Below are 13768 nucleotides of genomic sequence, written 5' to 3' on the forward strand. Positions count from 1 at the left end.
ATCTGTCGCCGCTACGACCCGATCACGCAAATCCTGAGATAAAGCTCTGGCCATCCATGCTGGCCTCCTGCCCAGCCAGCAGGATGAATCAGATTTTCAACGCCGCTGGAATCCTTCGCGATTCAGAGGCTGTGGAAAACGCTCTAGCCCGTCGGCTTTCGTTAGGACACTGCATGACGGTTGGCTTGGAATGGCGGAATTTGGGTGGTTAGCTGCCGTTAATTCATCGCTATTGCAGGGCTATCTGTTGTCTTCACGATTTGCGGACGCGATCGCGTCTTGCACCACCATTAAAACCCCACGCGGAATGTCACGTAACCTCAACCTTCCGGTTGCCATCCAATGTGTGAGCAAATCTTTCGCTCCCGGATGACCTGCCTTGGCTGCATGTTCGACCAACGGTCGGACTTCTTCCCTGACCGCACGGGTGCCGTGCCGCTCATGGCGAAACCAAGCCAACCAGTAGAATGATGGCACAAACCCGCAGTCTACCCCGTCATTGAGGACACGCTCGCAGTCGTCGTGTCGGCCGATGTCGTAAAGGAGCCGGGCATAATGTAACGTAGCTATCCACGACCCCCCGCAAATAGCCGCGTGGTAATACTGCAAAGCTAAGTATTTGTCGGCGGCGACTCCATTTCCCGTCCAGTAATGCCATCCAACCATCTGCTGACACCAGACCGATCCTGCTTTTGCCGCTTCCAAATGAAGTTCGAACGCAGCAGCCTCACTGTAATACATTTGAGCTGCACGTTGTATCAACTCCCAGTTTTCGTCGCTCTCCTCTGACCATAGCTGGCTTTCGTTGGCGGCAGACCTCTCCCAAGCATCTCTCTCGGCCCGAAAATGCTTCTTGGTTTGGTCATACAATTCTCGGAGCGACGGCTCCTTCGCCGGTCCCCTCGTCATTTGCGAAACCGTACTTTATGCCATCTGTGATGAGTTAGCTGATCTCCACGCATGTTATGAATATCGCGCGTCAACCGAACGGCTGCAAGTGGGGCGAAACCTGCCATAACCCTCCCTTGCGCATGCAAGAGACGTAGATGCTCTCATGTCTAGCGCCGCCTCTGAGGCAAGGCCTGATTTACCCGCTTCGCTACTGCCCGGTTGCCTGGTTCAAAAACTCGTTGTTGGCGGCTGGCGGACCTTCCGGCACGGGCATGCCTTGCTCGCCCGGCGGCGGGCCATCGGGGCCGGGGCGTCTCTGAGCGCCGGGATCCACGATCTTGCCATCGGGATCGACGTAGAAATAGTCGTCCGGATTGGACTGCATGTTCTCGTCATTGGGCTCCAGTTGCCATTGTGGCAGCTTGAGTTCGGTCTGGAAGGCTTCGACCGGGCGCTTGGCGGTGGCGACGGTCATGTAGGCGGCGAACGCGCGGGCGGGCGCGGTGCCGCCTTGCAGGCCGGGCACGGCGCGGGCATCATCGCGGCCCATCCACACGCCGGTGGTGATCCCGCTCGAGAAGCCGAGGAACCAGCCATCCTTGTTGGAGCTGGTGGTGCCGGTCTTGCCCGCCACTGGCCGCCCGATCTGCGCCGCGCGCCCGGTGCCGGTGCTGACCGCAGTCTGCAGCAGATCGGTGATCCCTGCCGCGACATCGGGCGGCACCAGTTGCTGCGGCGCATCGGCGCGGTGGCTATAGAGCACTTCGCCCTCAACACTGGTGATCTTGCGGATGCCATAGGGCGCGATCGCCATGCCCTTGGCCTGCACTTCGGCAAAGGCGCGGACCATGTCGATCACCCGTACGTCCGACGTGCCCAGCACCATCGAGGGCAGCGTGTTGATCGGGGTGCTGATGCCGAAACGGCGCGCCATGCCCGCCACTGCGCTAAACCCGACTTCATTGCCAAGCTGCGCCGCGACGGTGTTTTTTGAATAAGCAAAGGCGGTGCGCACGTCGATTGGCCCGGCAAAAGTGCCGCCCGAATTGCGCGGGCTCCAGCCGTTGATCGTCACCGGCTCATCGACCACGCGGTTATCGGGCGTGTAGCCCGCCTCGAGCGCGGCGAGATAGACGAACAGCTTCCACGCCGAACCGGGCTGGCGCACCGCATTGACCGCGCGGTTATAGTTCGAGGTGACATAGTCCGTGCCGCCGACCATCGCCAGCACCGCACCATCGCGGTCGACGCTGACCAGCGCGCCTTGCGAACCCTTGGGCACATTGGCGATGATGGCGGCGGTGGCGGCCTGCTGCGCGACCGGATCGAGCGTGGTCCATATCTCGATCGGCTGATCGTTTTCAGGCAGCAGCAGATCGAGCTGTGGCAGCACCCAATCGGTGAAATAGCGCGCCGAGTTCTGCCCCTGCTCCTGCGCCAGCTTGACCCCCTCGAGATCGACCGCAGCGGCCTCTGCAGGGGTCAGCGCGCCGGCATCCTGCATCGTCTGGACCACGACATGGGCGCGGCCAATGGCGGCGGCGGCATCGGCGGTGGGCGAGTAGTTCGAGGGCGCCTTGACCAGCCCGGCGATGATCGCGGCCTCGGCCAGGCTAAGCTGATCGCCGCCATGGCCGAAGAATTTGCGCGCGGCGGAATCGATGCCATAGGCCCCGCCGCCGAAATAGACCTTGTTGAGATAAAGTTCGAGAATCTGCGCCTTGGTGAATTTGTTTTCGAGCGCCATCGCCAGCAGCGCCTCGCGCACCTTGCGATCGATCGTGCGGCTGTTGTTGAGGAACACATTGCGCGCAAGCTGCTGGGTAATGGTCGAGCCGCCCTGCCGCCAGCGCCCGCTTTGCATCCGCACCCACACCGAGCGCACGATCCCGACCGGATCGACCCCCCAGTGATCACGAAAGCGCCGATCTTCGACCGAAACGATCGCCTGCTTCATCACATAGGGAATGCGCTCGTCGGCGATCCAGCGCCCATAGCTTGGCCCCAGCGTGACGATCTCGGACCCGTCGCTGGCGCGCACGACGATGGTCTGGCCGGTCTGGGTGGATTTGAGGCCTTCGTAGCTTGGCAGCGAGCGCGCCGTGATAAACACCGCCCCCGCCAGCGCGAGCACGCCGAGCAGCACCACGCCTGTGCCCCAAATCGCCATCCGGCGCAGCCAGCGGCCAAAGAACGAGCCACCGCCCGCGCTTAGGTCAACGCGCGCCAACGAGCGGCCCGGTTCGGGGCGGCGGGGAAAATCCCGTCTGGCCATGGGTGAGGTCTGGTCCCCTGAAAACGTCGCCGCCTAGATTGCGGCTAGATGGCGCTATGCGAAACGCAACCGTAACGCAGCATTAATCGCACGCGAGCAGCGCGCGCCATCGTTTAAGGCGATCAATCGGCCGGTTTGAATTCAAGGCTGGCGCTGTTCATGCAATAGCGCTGCCCCTCCGGCCCCGGACCATCGGGAAAGACATGGCCGAGATGGCCGTCGCAGCGCGCGCAGCGAACCTCGACGCGGACCATCCCATGCGACACATCGCGCACATTCTCGACCGCATCGCCCGCAACCGGCGCGGTGAAGCTGGGCCAGCCAGAGCCGCTGTCGTATTTGGTGTCCGAGGTGAACAGCATGGCGCCGCATCCTGCGCACATATAAGCGCCGGTTGCTTTGTTGCGATCATACTTGCCGGTGAACGCGCGTTCGGTGCCCGCTTCGCGCAGCACCTGATACTGCTCCGGGCTCAGCCGCTCGCGCCATTCGGCATCGGTCAGGATTATCTTGTCAGTCATGCAGGCTCTCCGTGGCTGCCTTCGCTTGGGCAATATGGGGTCAGTTCAGGCGCTCGACAATGAGCACGGTGCCCTGATGCCCGGTTATCCGCATCCTTGTGCCCGGCTCGGCATCGGGGCCCTGCGCCAGCCATTCGGTATCGCCGTGGCGCACGCGGCCCGTGCCGCCCTCGATAACATGGCTGACCACGCCGGCTTCGCCGACCAGCTGCCCGCCGCGATCATTGAGCATGGGATCGGGCGAGACCAGCGGATGCCGCCCGAGCCAGCGCCGCGCCGCTCCGAGCAGGAGCGCGCACAGGATCGCAAAGAGCAGCACCTGCACGGTGAGATCGACCGGCATGGCCGAGGCCACCATGCCGGTTACCAGCGCAGCCCCGGCCAGCCAGATCAGGAAATAACCCGGAGCAACGAGTTCGGCGATGGCGAGCGCCACACCCAGCGCCATCCAGCCCCATTGCAGGCCAAACATTTGCGTGAGCGATTCCATCAGCTTAGCCCTGCCCGCTGCCGCCGAAGCCTGATGGCGGGCCGGGCACGCGCGGCGGGCGCGGACCGGAAGGCGAAGTCCCGGGCTGGGCCCCGGGTGCCGGGCGCAGCGCATCGTTGATCAGTTCGCCGATCCCGCCGAGCGAGCCCACCAGCTGCGTCGCCTCGACCGGGAACAGGATCGTCTTGGCATTGGGCGAATTAGCAAACTGGCCGATCGCCTCGACATATTTCTGGGCGATGAAGTAATTGAGCGCCTGCGTGCCCGAAGTCTCGATCGCTTCGGAAACCACGCGCGTGGCCTGCGCCTCGGCCATGGCGGAGCGTTCGCGCGCCTCGGCATCGCGGAAAGCGGCCTCCTTGCGCCCTTCGGCTTCGAGGATCTGGCCCTGCTTCTGCCCCTCAGCCTTGAGGATTTCCGAAGCGCGCGATCCTTCGGCTTCGAGGATCTGCGCACGCTTTTCGCGCTCGGCCTTCATTTGGCGGGCCATGGCATTGGAGATATCGGCGGGCGGGCGGATATCCTTGATCTCGACGCGAACGATCTTGAGGCCCCACGGCGAGGTGGCGTGATCGACAACCGCGAGCAGCCGGCCATTGATATCATCGCGCCGCGACAACGTCTCGTCGAGGTCCATCGAGCCCATCACGGTGCGCAAGTTGGTGGTCGTGAGCTGCATGATCGCCTGATAGAGATTGGACACCTCATAGGCCGCCTTGCCCGCATCGAGCACTTGGAAAAACACCACCGCATCGACCCCGACCATGGCATTATCGCGGGTGATGATCTCCTGCCCCGGGATTTCGAGGACTTGTTCCATCATGTTGATCTTGTGGCCCACGCGGTCCACGAACGGCAGGATGAAATGGAGCCCCGGCTGCGCAGCCAGCGAAAACTTGCCAAGCCGCTCAATGGTATAGACATGGCCCTGGCGCACCACGCGGATGCCGGTGGCAAGATAGATGACCACCAGGCCAACCAGCAGAATGAGCACGGCTTCCATCGATCTTGTCCCTTTGCTGCCGCCAAGAATATCGCTTTGCCGCAGTCTAGCCGATTGCGCCGTGCATCAGTAGTGCGATTTTGCGCGGCGCAAGATGCCGTCAAGGTTCGGGCGGAACCTCCGCATCGAGCCGCGCGAGGCAGCGCTGCGCCTGCACCGGAAGCGTCTCGCCCGGTGCGGCGGCGGCGCGGCGCTGCAATTGGACACTATCGGCGACCAGGAGATCGCGCACGGCTTCGCGCGTCAGCCCCGCCTCATCCATCACGCGCGCGGCGATAATCGCAAAATAGCCTTTGCCGCGCTCTGCCAGCGCGGGGAGCGCGAGCGCGGCGGGGTTGCCGCGCTGCTGCTCGGCCGAGGTCAGGGCGAAGACCGCCGCGCAATGCAGTGCATCGCGCAAATCAGGCGTGAGTGCGCTTGCAGGGTCGCTTGGCGCGGCAAAGGCAGGAGGCGCGAGCACCGCCAAAGGAAACGCGAAAAGGGCAAGGAAGCGCATCGCGCAGCCATAGCCAAGCATGGCCCACCCGTCACCCGTGATCGCGCCTGACACCGTTTGGAGCGTCTCGCGAGCACTTTCCCTTTCACAACCACGGGGCCTTCAACAACCACGGCGCAGCTTGTCACTGATAGTCCCGCACCACTTGTGCCCCGAGCAAGCCAGTCGCATGGCTCACCCGCACGGTCTGCGGCGCTTCGATCTGCCATCGTTTGTAAGTTTCATAGGGTATCAAGTACCGTCCTGCGCCGACCGCGCTGGCTGGATCGCGCGGAGCCAAAGTCGCCCAGTAATAGAGAAGACGGCTTTTGCTCGCATGGGTTGTCTCCAGCCCATGCAAGCGCATCAATGAGGTTTGCACCGGACCCAGCACCATCCCGTTAACGCTTGGGGCAGGACCGACCGTCCAAATAGGCCAGCCCAGCAAGGACGTTACCGCCGACATAACGAGGGCAAACTTGCGAATCTGCGGATCGGGCCAGCGCCTTGCCACGGCCAGATTGACGAGGATCAGCACGGCCAGCGCCGCTGCCAGTCCGCATACGATCAAGCTGGATCCCGCAGCAATCTCGCGCGGGAAGCGGTTGCCAACCAGCAGCAACAGCGCAAAAGTAAGGACGATCGGCAACGCGAACAGGGCAACGGCCCACAAAACAACCAACTGAGCTTTGTCGCCGAGAGCAGCTTTTGCCATCGGCGGATTATCGCGCAAACAGCTTGCCAAAAAGTGAGCGGCAAAAAAAGGGACCGCGAGCAGCCAGGGACTGTTCGCGGTCCGTGAGGTCAGCCGCGCACGCCGGGTGTGTGGCGCGCGCCTGCTGGAGAGTCGAGTATGACGCCGCGGTGTTGCACCGCGCAAGGTCTTCCGCCGCCATTTCGCCTTTCGGCGTCACAAAACGGGTGACTTGTCCGACTTTGCGCGCAAGGCGGGCGCAGACGATCGCGGGGCGCGAGGTGTCGCGCGCCGCCGAGCATTCGCTGCCGGCGCAGACCCAGAGCGTTTCGCCCTCAACCATCTTGACCGGGGCGGCCAGCGGGGCGGCCAGCGTCACGGTGTAAAACGCGCCGGGCGCAGCGGCGCGGACCGGGCTCGCGGTCAGGCCGAAGCTGGCCGCGGTGCCGATCAGCGCCAGCATAGCGGGCAGGAGCGGGCGAAGCGTATCGTTGCGAAGCGTGAACATGGGTGGTCCCCTTAAGTCTGAAATTGGTGTGCGGTCTCACATACGTTTGCGGCGGATGGCGCGATGTGGACCGTCTGGACCGCCGGGATATCCGGGGCTTGCCAGTGCGTTCCTGGAGAGGATGCGTCATTCCGTTGCGAATCACTACCTATCCCAATAGATTTTGAGTTGCAACTAGAAACTTACATTGACGCGCATTTCCCTTTATGGCAGGCAGTGTCATGGACAAACTTCGCGAACCCCTCGCCGATATCGCCCAGTGCGGGCTCCCCTGCGCGCTTGAGGCGATGGGCGAGCGATGGTCGTTCATGATCTTGCGCGCCGCGTTCAATGGCATCTGTCATTTCGAAGAGTTTCTCGATGTGCTGGGCATCGCCCGCAATATCCTGTCGAATCGGCTTTCGCGGCTGGTCGAGGCGAAAATCCTCAAGCGCGAGCATTGCGCCGAAGACCGCCGCCGGATCGAATATCGCCTGACCCCGCAAGGGCATGACCTGCTTCCTGCCATGCTGGCGCTGCGCCAGTGGGGCGAGAAGTGGGTGATGGATACCCCCGCCAATCCGGTACTGTGCGATCAGCGCGACGGCCGCCCGATTGCCCCGATCACCGTGCGCGCGCATGATGACCGGGTGCTGGGCTGGGAAGAATTGACCTGGCGCGATACCGCCGAAGTGGCGCGCGAGGAAGCGCAAGCGGCCGCTGGCCTGGCGGTCCAACTGGTCCGCTGAGGCCTTCCAGACTTTTGCGCGCAGCCCCCCACGATAGCGGGCTTTAGGGATTGACCTGCTAGCGCGCGTGAGGGATTCGTCGCGGACGATGGCCCGCCTGTTTCACATCAGCGATCTGCACTTTGGACTGGAAGACCGCCGCGCGCTCGCCTGGATGGCCGACTGCGTTCGCACCGAGCAACCCGACGCAGTAGTTATCACCGGCGATCTGACGATGCGCGCGCGCCACCACGAATTTGCCGCCGCAGCCCTCTGGATCAAGAGCCTCGGCGTTCCTGTGATCATCGAACCGGGCAACCATGATCTGCCCTATTTCAATCTGCACGAGCGTTTCACCGCGCCCTATCGCCGGTTTCGCGCGTTCGCGGCGCAGTTCGAGCGCCCGTCGAACCTTTCCAGCGCGATGCCCGGGGCGGCGCTCGTGCCGCTGAAAACAACCGCGCGCGCGCAATTGCGGCTCGATTGGTCCAAAGGACGGGTGGGGATGCGGGGCCTTACCGCGACGCTGGCCGCCATCGATGCGCTCCCCAGCGGAACCCGCGCTTTGATCACCTGCCACCACCCGCTGACCGAAGCGGGCACGCATGGCAAGGCATTGACCCAGGGCGGCACCCGGGCGCTGGCGGCATTGGCGCAGCGCGGGGTGCTGGCGGTGCTTTCGGGCCATGTACACGACCCGTTCGATATCCTGCACCCCACGATCCATGGGCCGGTGCGCATGATCGGCGCGGGGACATTGTCCGAGCGCGTGCGGGTCACCCCGCCAAGCTTCAACGCGCTGTCATTCCAGGACGGCGAACTGGGCCTGACCGTGCGCCGGATGGACGCAGCTTAGGCGCGCGCCTTACTTGGCAGCAGGCGCCGAAGCTTCAGCCGCAGGAGCGGCGGCGGCAGCGTCTGCTGCCGGAGCACCGGCGGCCGGCTCTGCAGCAGCGGCAGGCGCGGCTTCGGCCGCAGGAAGCGGCAGATTCGCGCCCTTCGAATTGAGATAAAGGATCACATCGGCGCGCTGCTGTGCGTCGGTAAGCCCGGCGAACGACATCTTGGTGCCGGTCGCGTATTTGGCCGGGCTGGCCAGCCATTCGTCAAGGCTCGCGAAATCCCAGTTGCCGGGTTTGCCCTTGAGCGCCTCGGAATACGCAAAACCGCCGCGCCCCGCTGCTTTGGCAGCGCCGACAATGGCCCACAGATTGGGGCCGATGCCATTCGCGCCGCCCTGATCGACCGAATGGCAGGCCTTGCACTTGGCGAAAGTCGCCTCGCCCTTGGCCACGTCGCCGATGGCCAGACGGTTGGCGATCGGCACGACTTGCGCTGCGGCTTCTCCGCCTGCAGCTTCGACGCCTTCGATCACATAACCCATCTTCTCCGGCCGGTGGTCCTTGTCGGCCTCGAAGTAATGGCTGGAAAGGCTGGACAACCCAAGCGCCATGACCCCGCCGAACAAAGTCCAGCCAGCGATGGTATTGAAATTGTCGTCCATGAAGCACCTCTTAACGAACACGCGCATGCTGCGCCGCGCAAATTTGCGCTCGATTAGTCGGCACCCCGCGCTTGCGCAAGTGCGTATGTCATGACTTATCGGGCACAATGTGCAGCCGCGGGCGGCAAAATGCCGCTTGTCGCCCCGGGGAACGCGGCTTAAGCGCCGCGGCCATGCAAAGTTATCCCGCACCCGCCCAGCGGCTGGTTGAAACCATGGCCGCCGCCGCCGCCACCGACCCCGATCGCGCGGTCGCTTTTCAAGGCGCACCAGGTGCCAATTCCCATCGCGCCGCGCTCGAAGCCTTGCCCGGTTGCCTGCCGCTGCCCTGCTTTTCGTTTGAAGATGCGCTGGAAGCCGTGCGCGAAGGGCGGGCGGGCCGCGCGATCATCCCCATCGAAAATTCGCAGCACGGACGCGTGGCGGATATCCATTTCCTCCTGCCTGAGAGCGAGCTGTCGATCGTGGGCGAGCATTTCCTCGCCATCCATGCCACATTGATGAGCACCGGCACCGGCCCGTTCACCAGCGCCTTCAGCCATCCTCAGGCGCTCGGCCAATCGCGCTTCTATCTGCGCAAGCGGGGCATCGTGCCGATGTCCTATGCCGATACCGCAGGCGCGGCGGCCTATGTGGCAGAATTGGGCGATCCCACGATTGCCGCGCTCGCGCCAACGATCGCTGCTGAGCTTTATGGCCTTAAGGTGATCGAGGAGCATGTCGAAGATGCGCCCGACAACATGACCCGGTTTGTGCTGCTGGCCCGCGCGCCGCTCGACCCGGCGGAGCTGGTCGGCCCGGCGATCACGACATTTGTGTTCGAAGTACGCAATATCCCGGCCGCGCTTTACAAGGCGCTGGGCGGCTTTGCCACCAACGGCGTCAACATGACCAAGCTGGAAAGCTATCAACGCGGCGCAAGCTTTGCAGCGACCGCGTTTTACGCCGACATCGTGGGCGCTCCGGGCGAACCTGCGGTGGACCGCGCGCTCGAAGAACTGGCATACTTCGCCAAGGATTTGCGCCTGCTCGGCACATATCTGCAAACCAGAGCGCGCGGCTGAGGGATCAGCTGACGGATCGGCTGGGGCACCGCCCTTAGGGCCATAGAATCCGCTTGTGGCATAGCGGCGTGCATGCGACCAATCGCGGCGTGACAACCGCAGCGGCACCGGACAGCGTGGAGACAGGAGCGCGCGCTTGGCAGGCCGCGCGCAGCATGCGCGAGATCCAGTTCGCGCCCGCCCTCGATGTGACGACGCCGCCGCCGCAGCCGCCCGAATGGCTGCTCGCCATCATGCGATTTCTGGCCAAGTTGTTCGAGCCGCTGGGCAAATGGCTGGGCCAAGGCTGGAGCGTGATCGAGATCGTGCTGCTCGCCTTGGCCGCATGCGCGGTTCTATGGCTGGCATGGACGCTGCTCTGGCCGCTCTGGCGCGACCGCCGCCGCAAAGCAGCGCCCGCACCGGACTGGGCCCCGGAGCGCGGGGCAGCGCTGGCCTTGCTGGAAGATGCCGACCGGCTCGCCGCCGAAGGGCGCTATGATGAGGCGGCGCGGCTGCTGCTGGAGCGCAGCGTTCACCAGATCGCCAGCGCGCGGCCCCAGTGGCTCACACCATCGAGCACCGCGCGCGAAATCAGCGCGATCCGCGAGATGCCGCTGCCCGCCAAACGGGCCTTTGGCGACATCGCAGCGGCGGTCGAGCGCAGTCTTTATGCGCTGCGCAGCCTTGCCGCCGACGACTGGACGCGCGCGCGCACCGCTTATGCCGAATTTGCGTTGGCCGATCTGAAGGCGGCGCCGTGAATCAGGCGGCGTTTTCGCGCGGAACCGCGCTTGGCATGGTGCTGATCGGCGCGCTTGCGTTTGTCGGCCTGCTATACTGGCTGGGCAACAGCGGCGGCCCGGCGAACAATGGCGGCGGACACGCGGGCGGACGCGGGCTCAATGGCTATGCCGCGCTCGCCGCGATGCTCAGCGCCGATGGACTGGAAGTGCGCCGCGCCCGCAACAAAGCAGGTTTAACCGGCCCGGGCCTGCTGATCCTGACCCCGCCGGCCAACGCGAAGGGCAGCGAGATCGAGGAGATCGTCGCCGCGCACCGCGCCGCCGGACCGACCATGGTGATCGCGCCGAAATGGCAAGCCGTGACCATGGCGAACAATCCCAAGGCCAGGCGGGGCTGGACCAAGATCGTCGGCACCGCCGCGCCCGAATGGCCCGGCTTTCGCGATGACATCCGCGTGGACCTCAGCAATCGGGCGGCGCGCGGCTGGCAAGGCGGCGGAAGCAGCGGACGCTTGCCGCAGGATAGGCAGGTGCTTTCGGGCGAGGGCGCCGGGCTGATCCCGCTGGTCACGAGCGGCGATGGGCGTGTGCTGGCCGCCTATGACGAAGGCAATGGCGAACCGCGCGCGCTCGATGCCTTTGCCGGGGTGCCCCGCCGCCAGCAGCGCAGCGACGATGAAGCGGCGCAGCCGGTCTTCCCGCTGATTTTCGTGTTCGAGCCCGACCTGCTCGACAACTGGGGGCTGGCGGACCGGGCGACCGGGCTGATGGCGCGCAGGCTGGTGCTCGCGGCGGCGGGCGAGGGCGATGAACCCGTGACGTTCGACCTTACCCTCAATGGTCTTGGCGCGGCGCGCAATCTGCTGACACTGGCGTTCGAGCCGCCGTTCGTGGCCGCCACGGCGTGTCTGCTGATGGCGATGCTGGCGATCGGCTGGCGCGCGTTCAACAGGTTTGGCCCCGCTTTTCAGCAAGGCCGCGAAATCGCGCTGGGCAAGACCATGCTGGTGCGCAACAGCGCCGAGCTCATCCGCCGCGCCGGGCGGATGCACCTGATCGCGCGCCCTTACGCGGAAGCGGCGCGCGAACGGCTGGTCATCGCGCTCGGCCTGCCGCGCGGGCGACCGATGGAGGAAACCGACCGGGCCATTGATCTGGCGCAGACCCGGCGCGGGATCACCGCCATGCCATTTTCACAAGCTGCAGCGCGGCTCAGCGCGGCCAAACGCGCGCACGATGTGGTGCGCGGGGCGGCTGATGTGCAACATATCGAAAAGGAACTGATGCAGTGAATCTGGACAATGTGCGCGCGCTCGCCGCTGCGATTCGCGCCGAAGTGGGCAAGGCAGTGGTGGGGCAGGACGATATTGTCGATCACCTGCTGATCGCGCTGTTTGCGGGCGGCCATGTCCTCCTCGAAGGCCCGCCAGGCACCGCCAAGACCTTTCTGGCGCAATGCTTTGCCACCGCGCTGGGGCTCGATTTCGGGCGCATCCAGTTCACGCCCGATCTCATGCCGGGCGATATTCTGGGCTCCAACCTGTTCAATTTTCAGACCAGCCAGTTCACCCTGACGCGCGGACCGATCTTCTGCGAGTTGCTGCTGGCCGATGAGATCAACCGCACCCCGCCCAAGACGCAGGCCGCGCTGCTCGAAGCCATGCAGGAGCGGCGCGTGACATTGGACGGCGAGACCTATCCGCTGTCCGACCGTTTCATGGTCGTGGCGACGCAGAACCCGATCGAGAATCAGGGCGTCTATCCGCTGCCCGAGGCGCAGCTCGACAGATTTTTGTTCAAGCTGCTGGTCGCCTATCCCTCGGCAGACGAAGAAGCGCAGATCGTCCGGCGGTTCGGCAGCGGGCGCGGCACGCCCCGCCCCGCCGAACTGGGGGTGAGCGCCATCACCAGCGCCGACGACATCGCCGCGGCCAATGCGGCAGTGAGCAAGGTCACTTTGGCCGAAACGGTGATCGACTATGTCGTGCGGCTGGTGCGCGCCACGCGCGAGAGCGCCGATCTGGTGGCCGGCGCCAGCCCGCGCGCGGCAGTTTTGCTCGCTGGCGCGGCGCGGGCGCGGGCGGCGCTTGATGGGCGCGATTATGTGGTGCCCGATGATGTGAAAATGCTGGCCACCGCCGTACTGCGCCACCGCATGCTGCTGAGCCCAGTTGCCGAGATCGAAGGGCGGCAGGTGGAGGCGATCGTGGCCGATCTGGTCGAACGCACCGAGGCCCCGCGATGATGCCGGCCCACCTGCTCTTTGCATGAGCTTTCCTGCATTCTATCCCAGCACGCGCGCGGTGATCCTGCTGGCGCTCGCCGCGCCGCTGGCGGTGGTTCTGGCCGCCGCAATGCCGGGCGCGTGGGTGCTTGCCCCGGCGCTGGGCGGCGCGCTGCTGGTGATGGTCGTGCTCGATGCGCTGTTTGCAGGGAGCGCGCTGGATATCCGCGTGATCGCGCCAGCCGATTGCGAAGTCGGCCAACCGCTGAGCTTGACGGTGCTCGCCGATCTGGAACGCGCGCCGCCGGGGGCACGGCCGATGGCCGCGCTGGAGCTCGATCCCCGGCTCGCGGAGGGCGGCCGCCTGCTCTGCCCCTTGCGCGCCGCGCCGGGCGCGCCCCCGGGCGTGTGGAGCGCCGCGATCGAGACCATTCCGAACAGGCGCGGTACCGGCGCGATCGAGCGCGTGTGGTTGCGCTGGCAGGGTCCGCTGGGGCTGGCACATCGCCAGATCGAGCGCGCGGTGAACGCGCAAGTGCGCGTTTGGCCCGATATCACCCCGGTGCGCAGCCCGGGCTTGCAGATTTTCCTGCGCGACGCGCAGTTCGGCATGGTCGCGCGGCGGATCAGGGGCGAGGGCACCGAGTTCGAAGCGCTTGCCGAATACGAGCCGGGGATGGACCGGCG

General features: G+C 65.0%; 15 protein-coding genes and 1 pseudogene. 7 read left to right on the plus strand and 9 right to left on the minus strand.

The window, feature by feature from the left end; all coding sequences use genetic code 11:
• Nucleotides 1–240 precede the first annotated feature (240 nt).
• The 8 genes from Q0O40_RS12370 to Q0O40_RS12405 form a co-directional block, all read right to left on the minus strand.
• Complete coding sequence (locus Q0O40_RS12370) at nucleotides 241–870, minus strand: hypothetical protein (RefSeq protein ID WP_295530225.1); 630 nt, start codon at nucleotides 868–870, stop codon at nucleotides 241–243.
• Nucleotides 871–1099: 229 nt separating this feature from the next.
• Nucleotides 1100–3061, minus strand: a complete 1962-nt coding sequence (locus Q0O40_RS12375) for a transglycosylase domain-containing protein (protein WP_295530260.1) — start codon at nucleotides 3059–3061, stop codon at nucleotides 1100–1102.
• A gap of 227 nt (nucleotides 3062–3288) precedes the next feature.
• Nucleotides 3289–3687 (minus strand): peptide-methionine (R)-S-oxide reductase MsrB, encoded by a 399-nt coding sequence (msrB, locus tag Q0O40_RS12380; RefSeq protein ID WP_295530228.1) that lies wholly within the window; start codon nucleotides 3685–3687, stop codon nucleotides 3289–3291.
• Nucleotides 3688–3727: 40 nt separating this feature from the next.
• A complete protein-coding gene (locus Q0O40_RS12385; RefSeq protein ID WP_295530231.1) occupies nucleotides 3728–4177 on the minus strand; it encodes an NfeD family protein in 450 nt (149 codons plus the stop codon).
• Nucleotides 4178–4181: 4 nt separating this feature from the next.
• Nucleotides 4182–5180 carry an SPFH domain-containing protein gene (locus Q0O40_RS12390; RefSeq protein ID WP_295530234.1) on the minus strand — a complete coding sequence of 333 codons (999 nt, stop codon included), beginning with the start codon at nucleotides 5178–5180 and terminating at the stop codon, nucleotides 4182–4184.
• A 100-nt stretch (nucleotides 5181–5280) separates the two neighbouring features.
• Nucleotides 5281–5730, minus strand: a complete 450-nt coding sequence (locus Q0O40_RS12395) for a hypothetical protein (RefSeq protein ID WP_295530236.1) — start codon at nucleotides 5728–5730, stop codon at nucleotides 5281–5283.
• A 70-nt stretch (nucleotides 5731–5800) separates the two neighbouring features.
• Nucleotides 5801–6370 (minus strand): hypothetical protein, encoded by a 570-nt coding sequence (locus Q0O40_RS12400; RefSeq protein ID WP_295530239.1) that lies wholly within the window; start codon nucleotides 6368–6370, stop codon nucleotides 5801–5803.
• Nucleotides 6371–6377: 7 nt separating this feature from the next.
• Complete coding sequence (locus Q0O40_RS12405) at nucleotides 6378–6857, minus strand: hypothetical protein (RefSeq protein WP_295530242.1); 480 nt, start codon at nucleotides 6855–6857, stop codon at nucleotides 6378–6380.
• A gap of 221 nt (nucleotides 6858–7078) precedes the next feature.
• Between Q0O40_RS12405 and Q0O40_RS12410 the strand changes: the two genes are divergently transcribed.
• The gene (locus Q0O40_RS12410) at nucleotides 7079–7585 is read left to right on the plus strand and encodes a helix-turn-helix domain-containing protein (protein WP_295530244.1); all 507 of its coding nucleotides are present in this window, start codon (nucleotides 7079–7081) and stop codon (nucleotides 7583–7585) included.
• 88 nt (nucleotides 7586–7673) lie between these two features.
• Complete coding sequence (locus Q0O40_RS12415) at nucleotides 7674–8420, plus strand: metallophosphoesterase (RefSeq protein WP_295530245.1); 747 nt, start codon at nucleotides 7674–7676, stop codon at nucleotides 8418–8420.
• A 9-nt stretch (nucleotides 8421–8429) separates the two neighbouring features.
• Here Q0O40_RS12415 and Q0O40_RS12420 read toward each other — a convergent pair whose 3' ends face one another.
• Nucleotides 8430–9068, minus strand: a complete 639-nt coding sequence (locus Q0O40_RS12420) for a c-type cytochrome (protein ID WP_295530247.1) — start codon at nucleotides 9066–9068, stop codon at nucleotides 8430–8432.
• A gap of 173 nt (nucleotides 9069–9241) precedes the next feature.
• On the opposite strand from Q0O40_RS12420, the gene Q0O40_RS12425 reads away from it, so the two are divergent.
• The 5 genes and pseudogenes from Q0O40_RS12425 to Q0O40_RS12445 all read left to right on the plus strand — a co-directional run.
• A complete protein-coding gene (locus Q0O40_RS12425) occupies nucleotides 9242–10132 on the plus strand; it encodes a prephenate dehydratase (RefSeq protein ID WP_295530249.1) in 891 nt (296 codons plus the stop codon).
• Between the two features lie 89 nt (nucleotides 10133–10221).
• Nucleotides 10222–10875, plus strand: coding sequence for a hypothetical protein (locus Q0O40_RS12430; protein ID WP_295530252.1), 654 nt, complete (start codon nucleotides 10222–10224; stop codon nucleotides 10873–10875).
• A complete protein-coding gene (locus Q0O40_RS12435; RefSeq protein WP_295530255.1) occupies nucleotides 10872–12149 on the plus strand; it encodes a DUF4350 domain-containing protein in 1278 nt (425 codons plus the stop codon). The genes Q0O40_RS12430 and Q0O40_RS12435 overlap by 4 nt, the downstream gene beginning before the upstream one ends.
• Nucleotides 12146–13102, plus strand: coding sequence for a MoxR family ATPase (locus Q0O40_RS12440; RefSeq protein WP_295530257.1), 957 nt, complete (start codon nucleotides 12146–12148; stop codon nucleotides 13100–13102). The genes Q0O40_RS12435 and Q0O40_RS12440 overlap by 4 nt, the downstream gene beginning before the upstream one ends.
• 22 nt (nucleotides 13103–13124) lie before the next feature.
• Nucleotides 13125–13768 (plus strand): annotated as a pseudogene (locus tag Q0O40_RS12445) (DUF58 domain-containing protein); the annotation flags it as partial.

This window comes from Novosphingobium sp. Chol11, assembly GCF_945870625.1.
Taxonomy (GTDB): domain Bacteria; phylum Pseudomonadota; class Alphaproteobacteria; order Sphingomonadales; family Sphingomonadaceae; genus Novosphingobium.

What these genes read in the sequence shown, in the direction of transcription:
- Q0O40_RS12375 (WP_295530260.1), bottom strand. Translation starts at nt 3,061, where the DNA reads ATGGCGATTTGGGGCACAGGCGTGGTGCTGCTCGGCGTGCTCGCGCTG.
- msrB (WP_295530228.1), bottom strand. Translation starts at nt 3,687, where the DNA reads ATGACTGACAAGATAATCCTGACCGATGCCGAATGGCGCGAGCGGCTG.
- Q0O40_RS12385 (WP_295530231.1), bottom strand. Translation starts at nt 4,177, where the DNA reads ATGGAATCGCTCACGCAAATGTTTGGCCTGCAATGGGGCTGGATGGCG.
- Q0O40_RS12390 (WP_295530234.1), bottom strand. Translation starts at nt 5,180, where the DNA reads ATGGAAGCCGTGCTCATTCTGCTGGTTGGCCTGGTGGTCATCTATCTT.
- Q0O40_RS12400 (WP_295530239.1), bottom strand. Translation starts at nt 6,370, where the DNA reads ATGGCAAAAGCTGCTCTCGGCGACAAAGCTCAGTTGGTTGTTTTGTGG.
- Q0O40_RS12405 (WP_295530242.1), bottom strand. Translation starts at nt 6,857, where the DNA reads ATGTTCACGCTTCGCAACGATACGCTTCGCCCGCTCCTGCCCGCTATG.
- Q0O40_RS12410 (WP_295530244.1), top strand. Translation starts at nt 7,079, where the DNA reads ATGGACAAACTTCGCGAACCCCTCGCCGATATCGCCCAGTGCGGGCTC.
- Q0O40_RS12415 (WP_295530245.1), top strand. Translation starts at nt 7,674, where the DNA reads ATGGCCCGCCTGTTTCACATCAGCGATCTGCACTTTGGACTGGAAGAC.
- Q0O40_RS12420 (WP_295530247.1), bottom strand. Translation starts at nt 9,068, where the DNA reads ATGGACGACAATTTCAATACCATCGCTGGCTGGACTTTGTTCGGCGGG.
- Q0O40_RS12425 (WP_295530249.1), top strand. Translation starts at nt 9,242, where the DNA reads ATGCAAAGTTATCCCGCACCCGCCCAGCGGCTGGTTGAAACCATGGCC.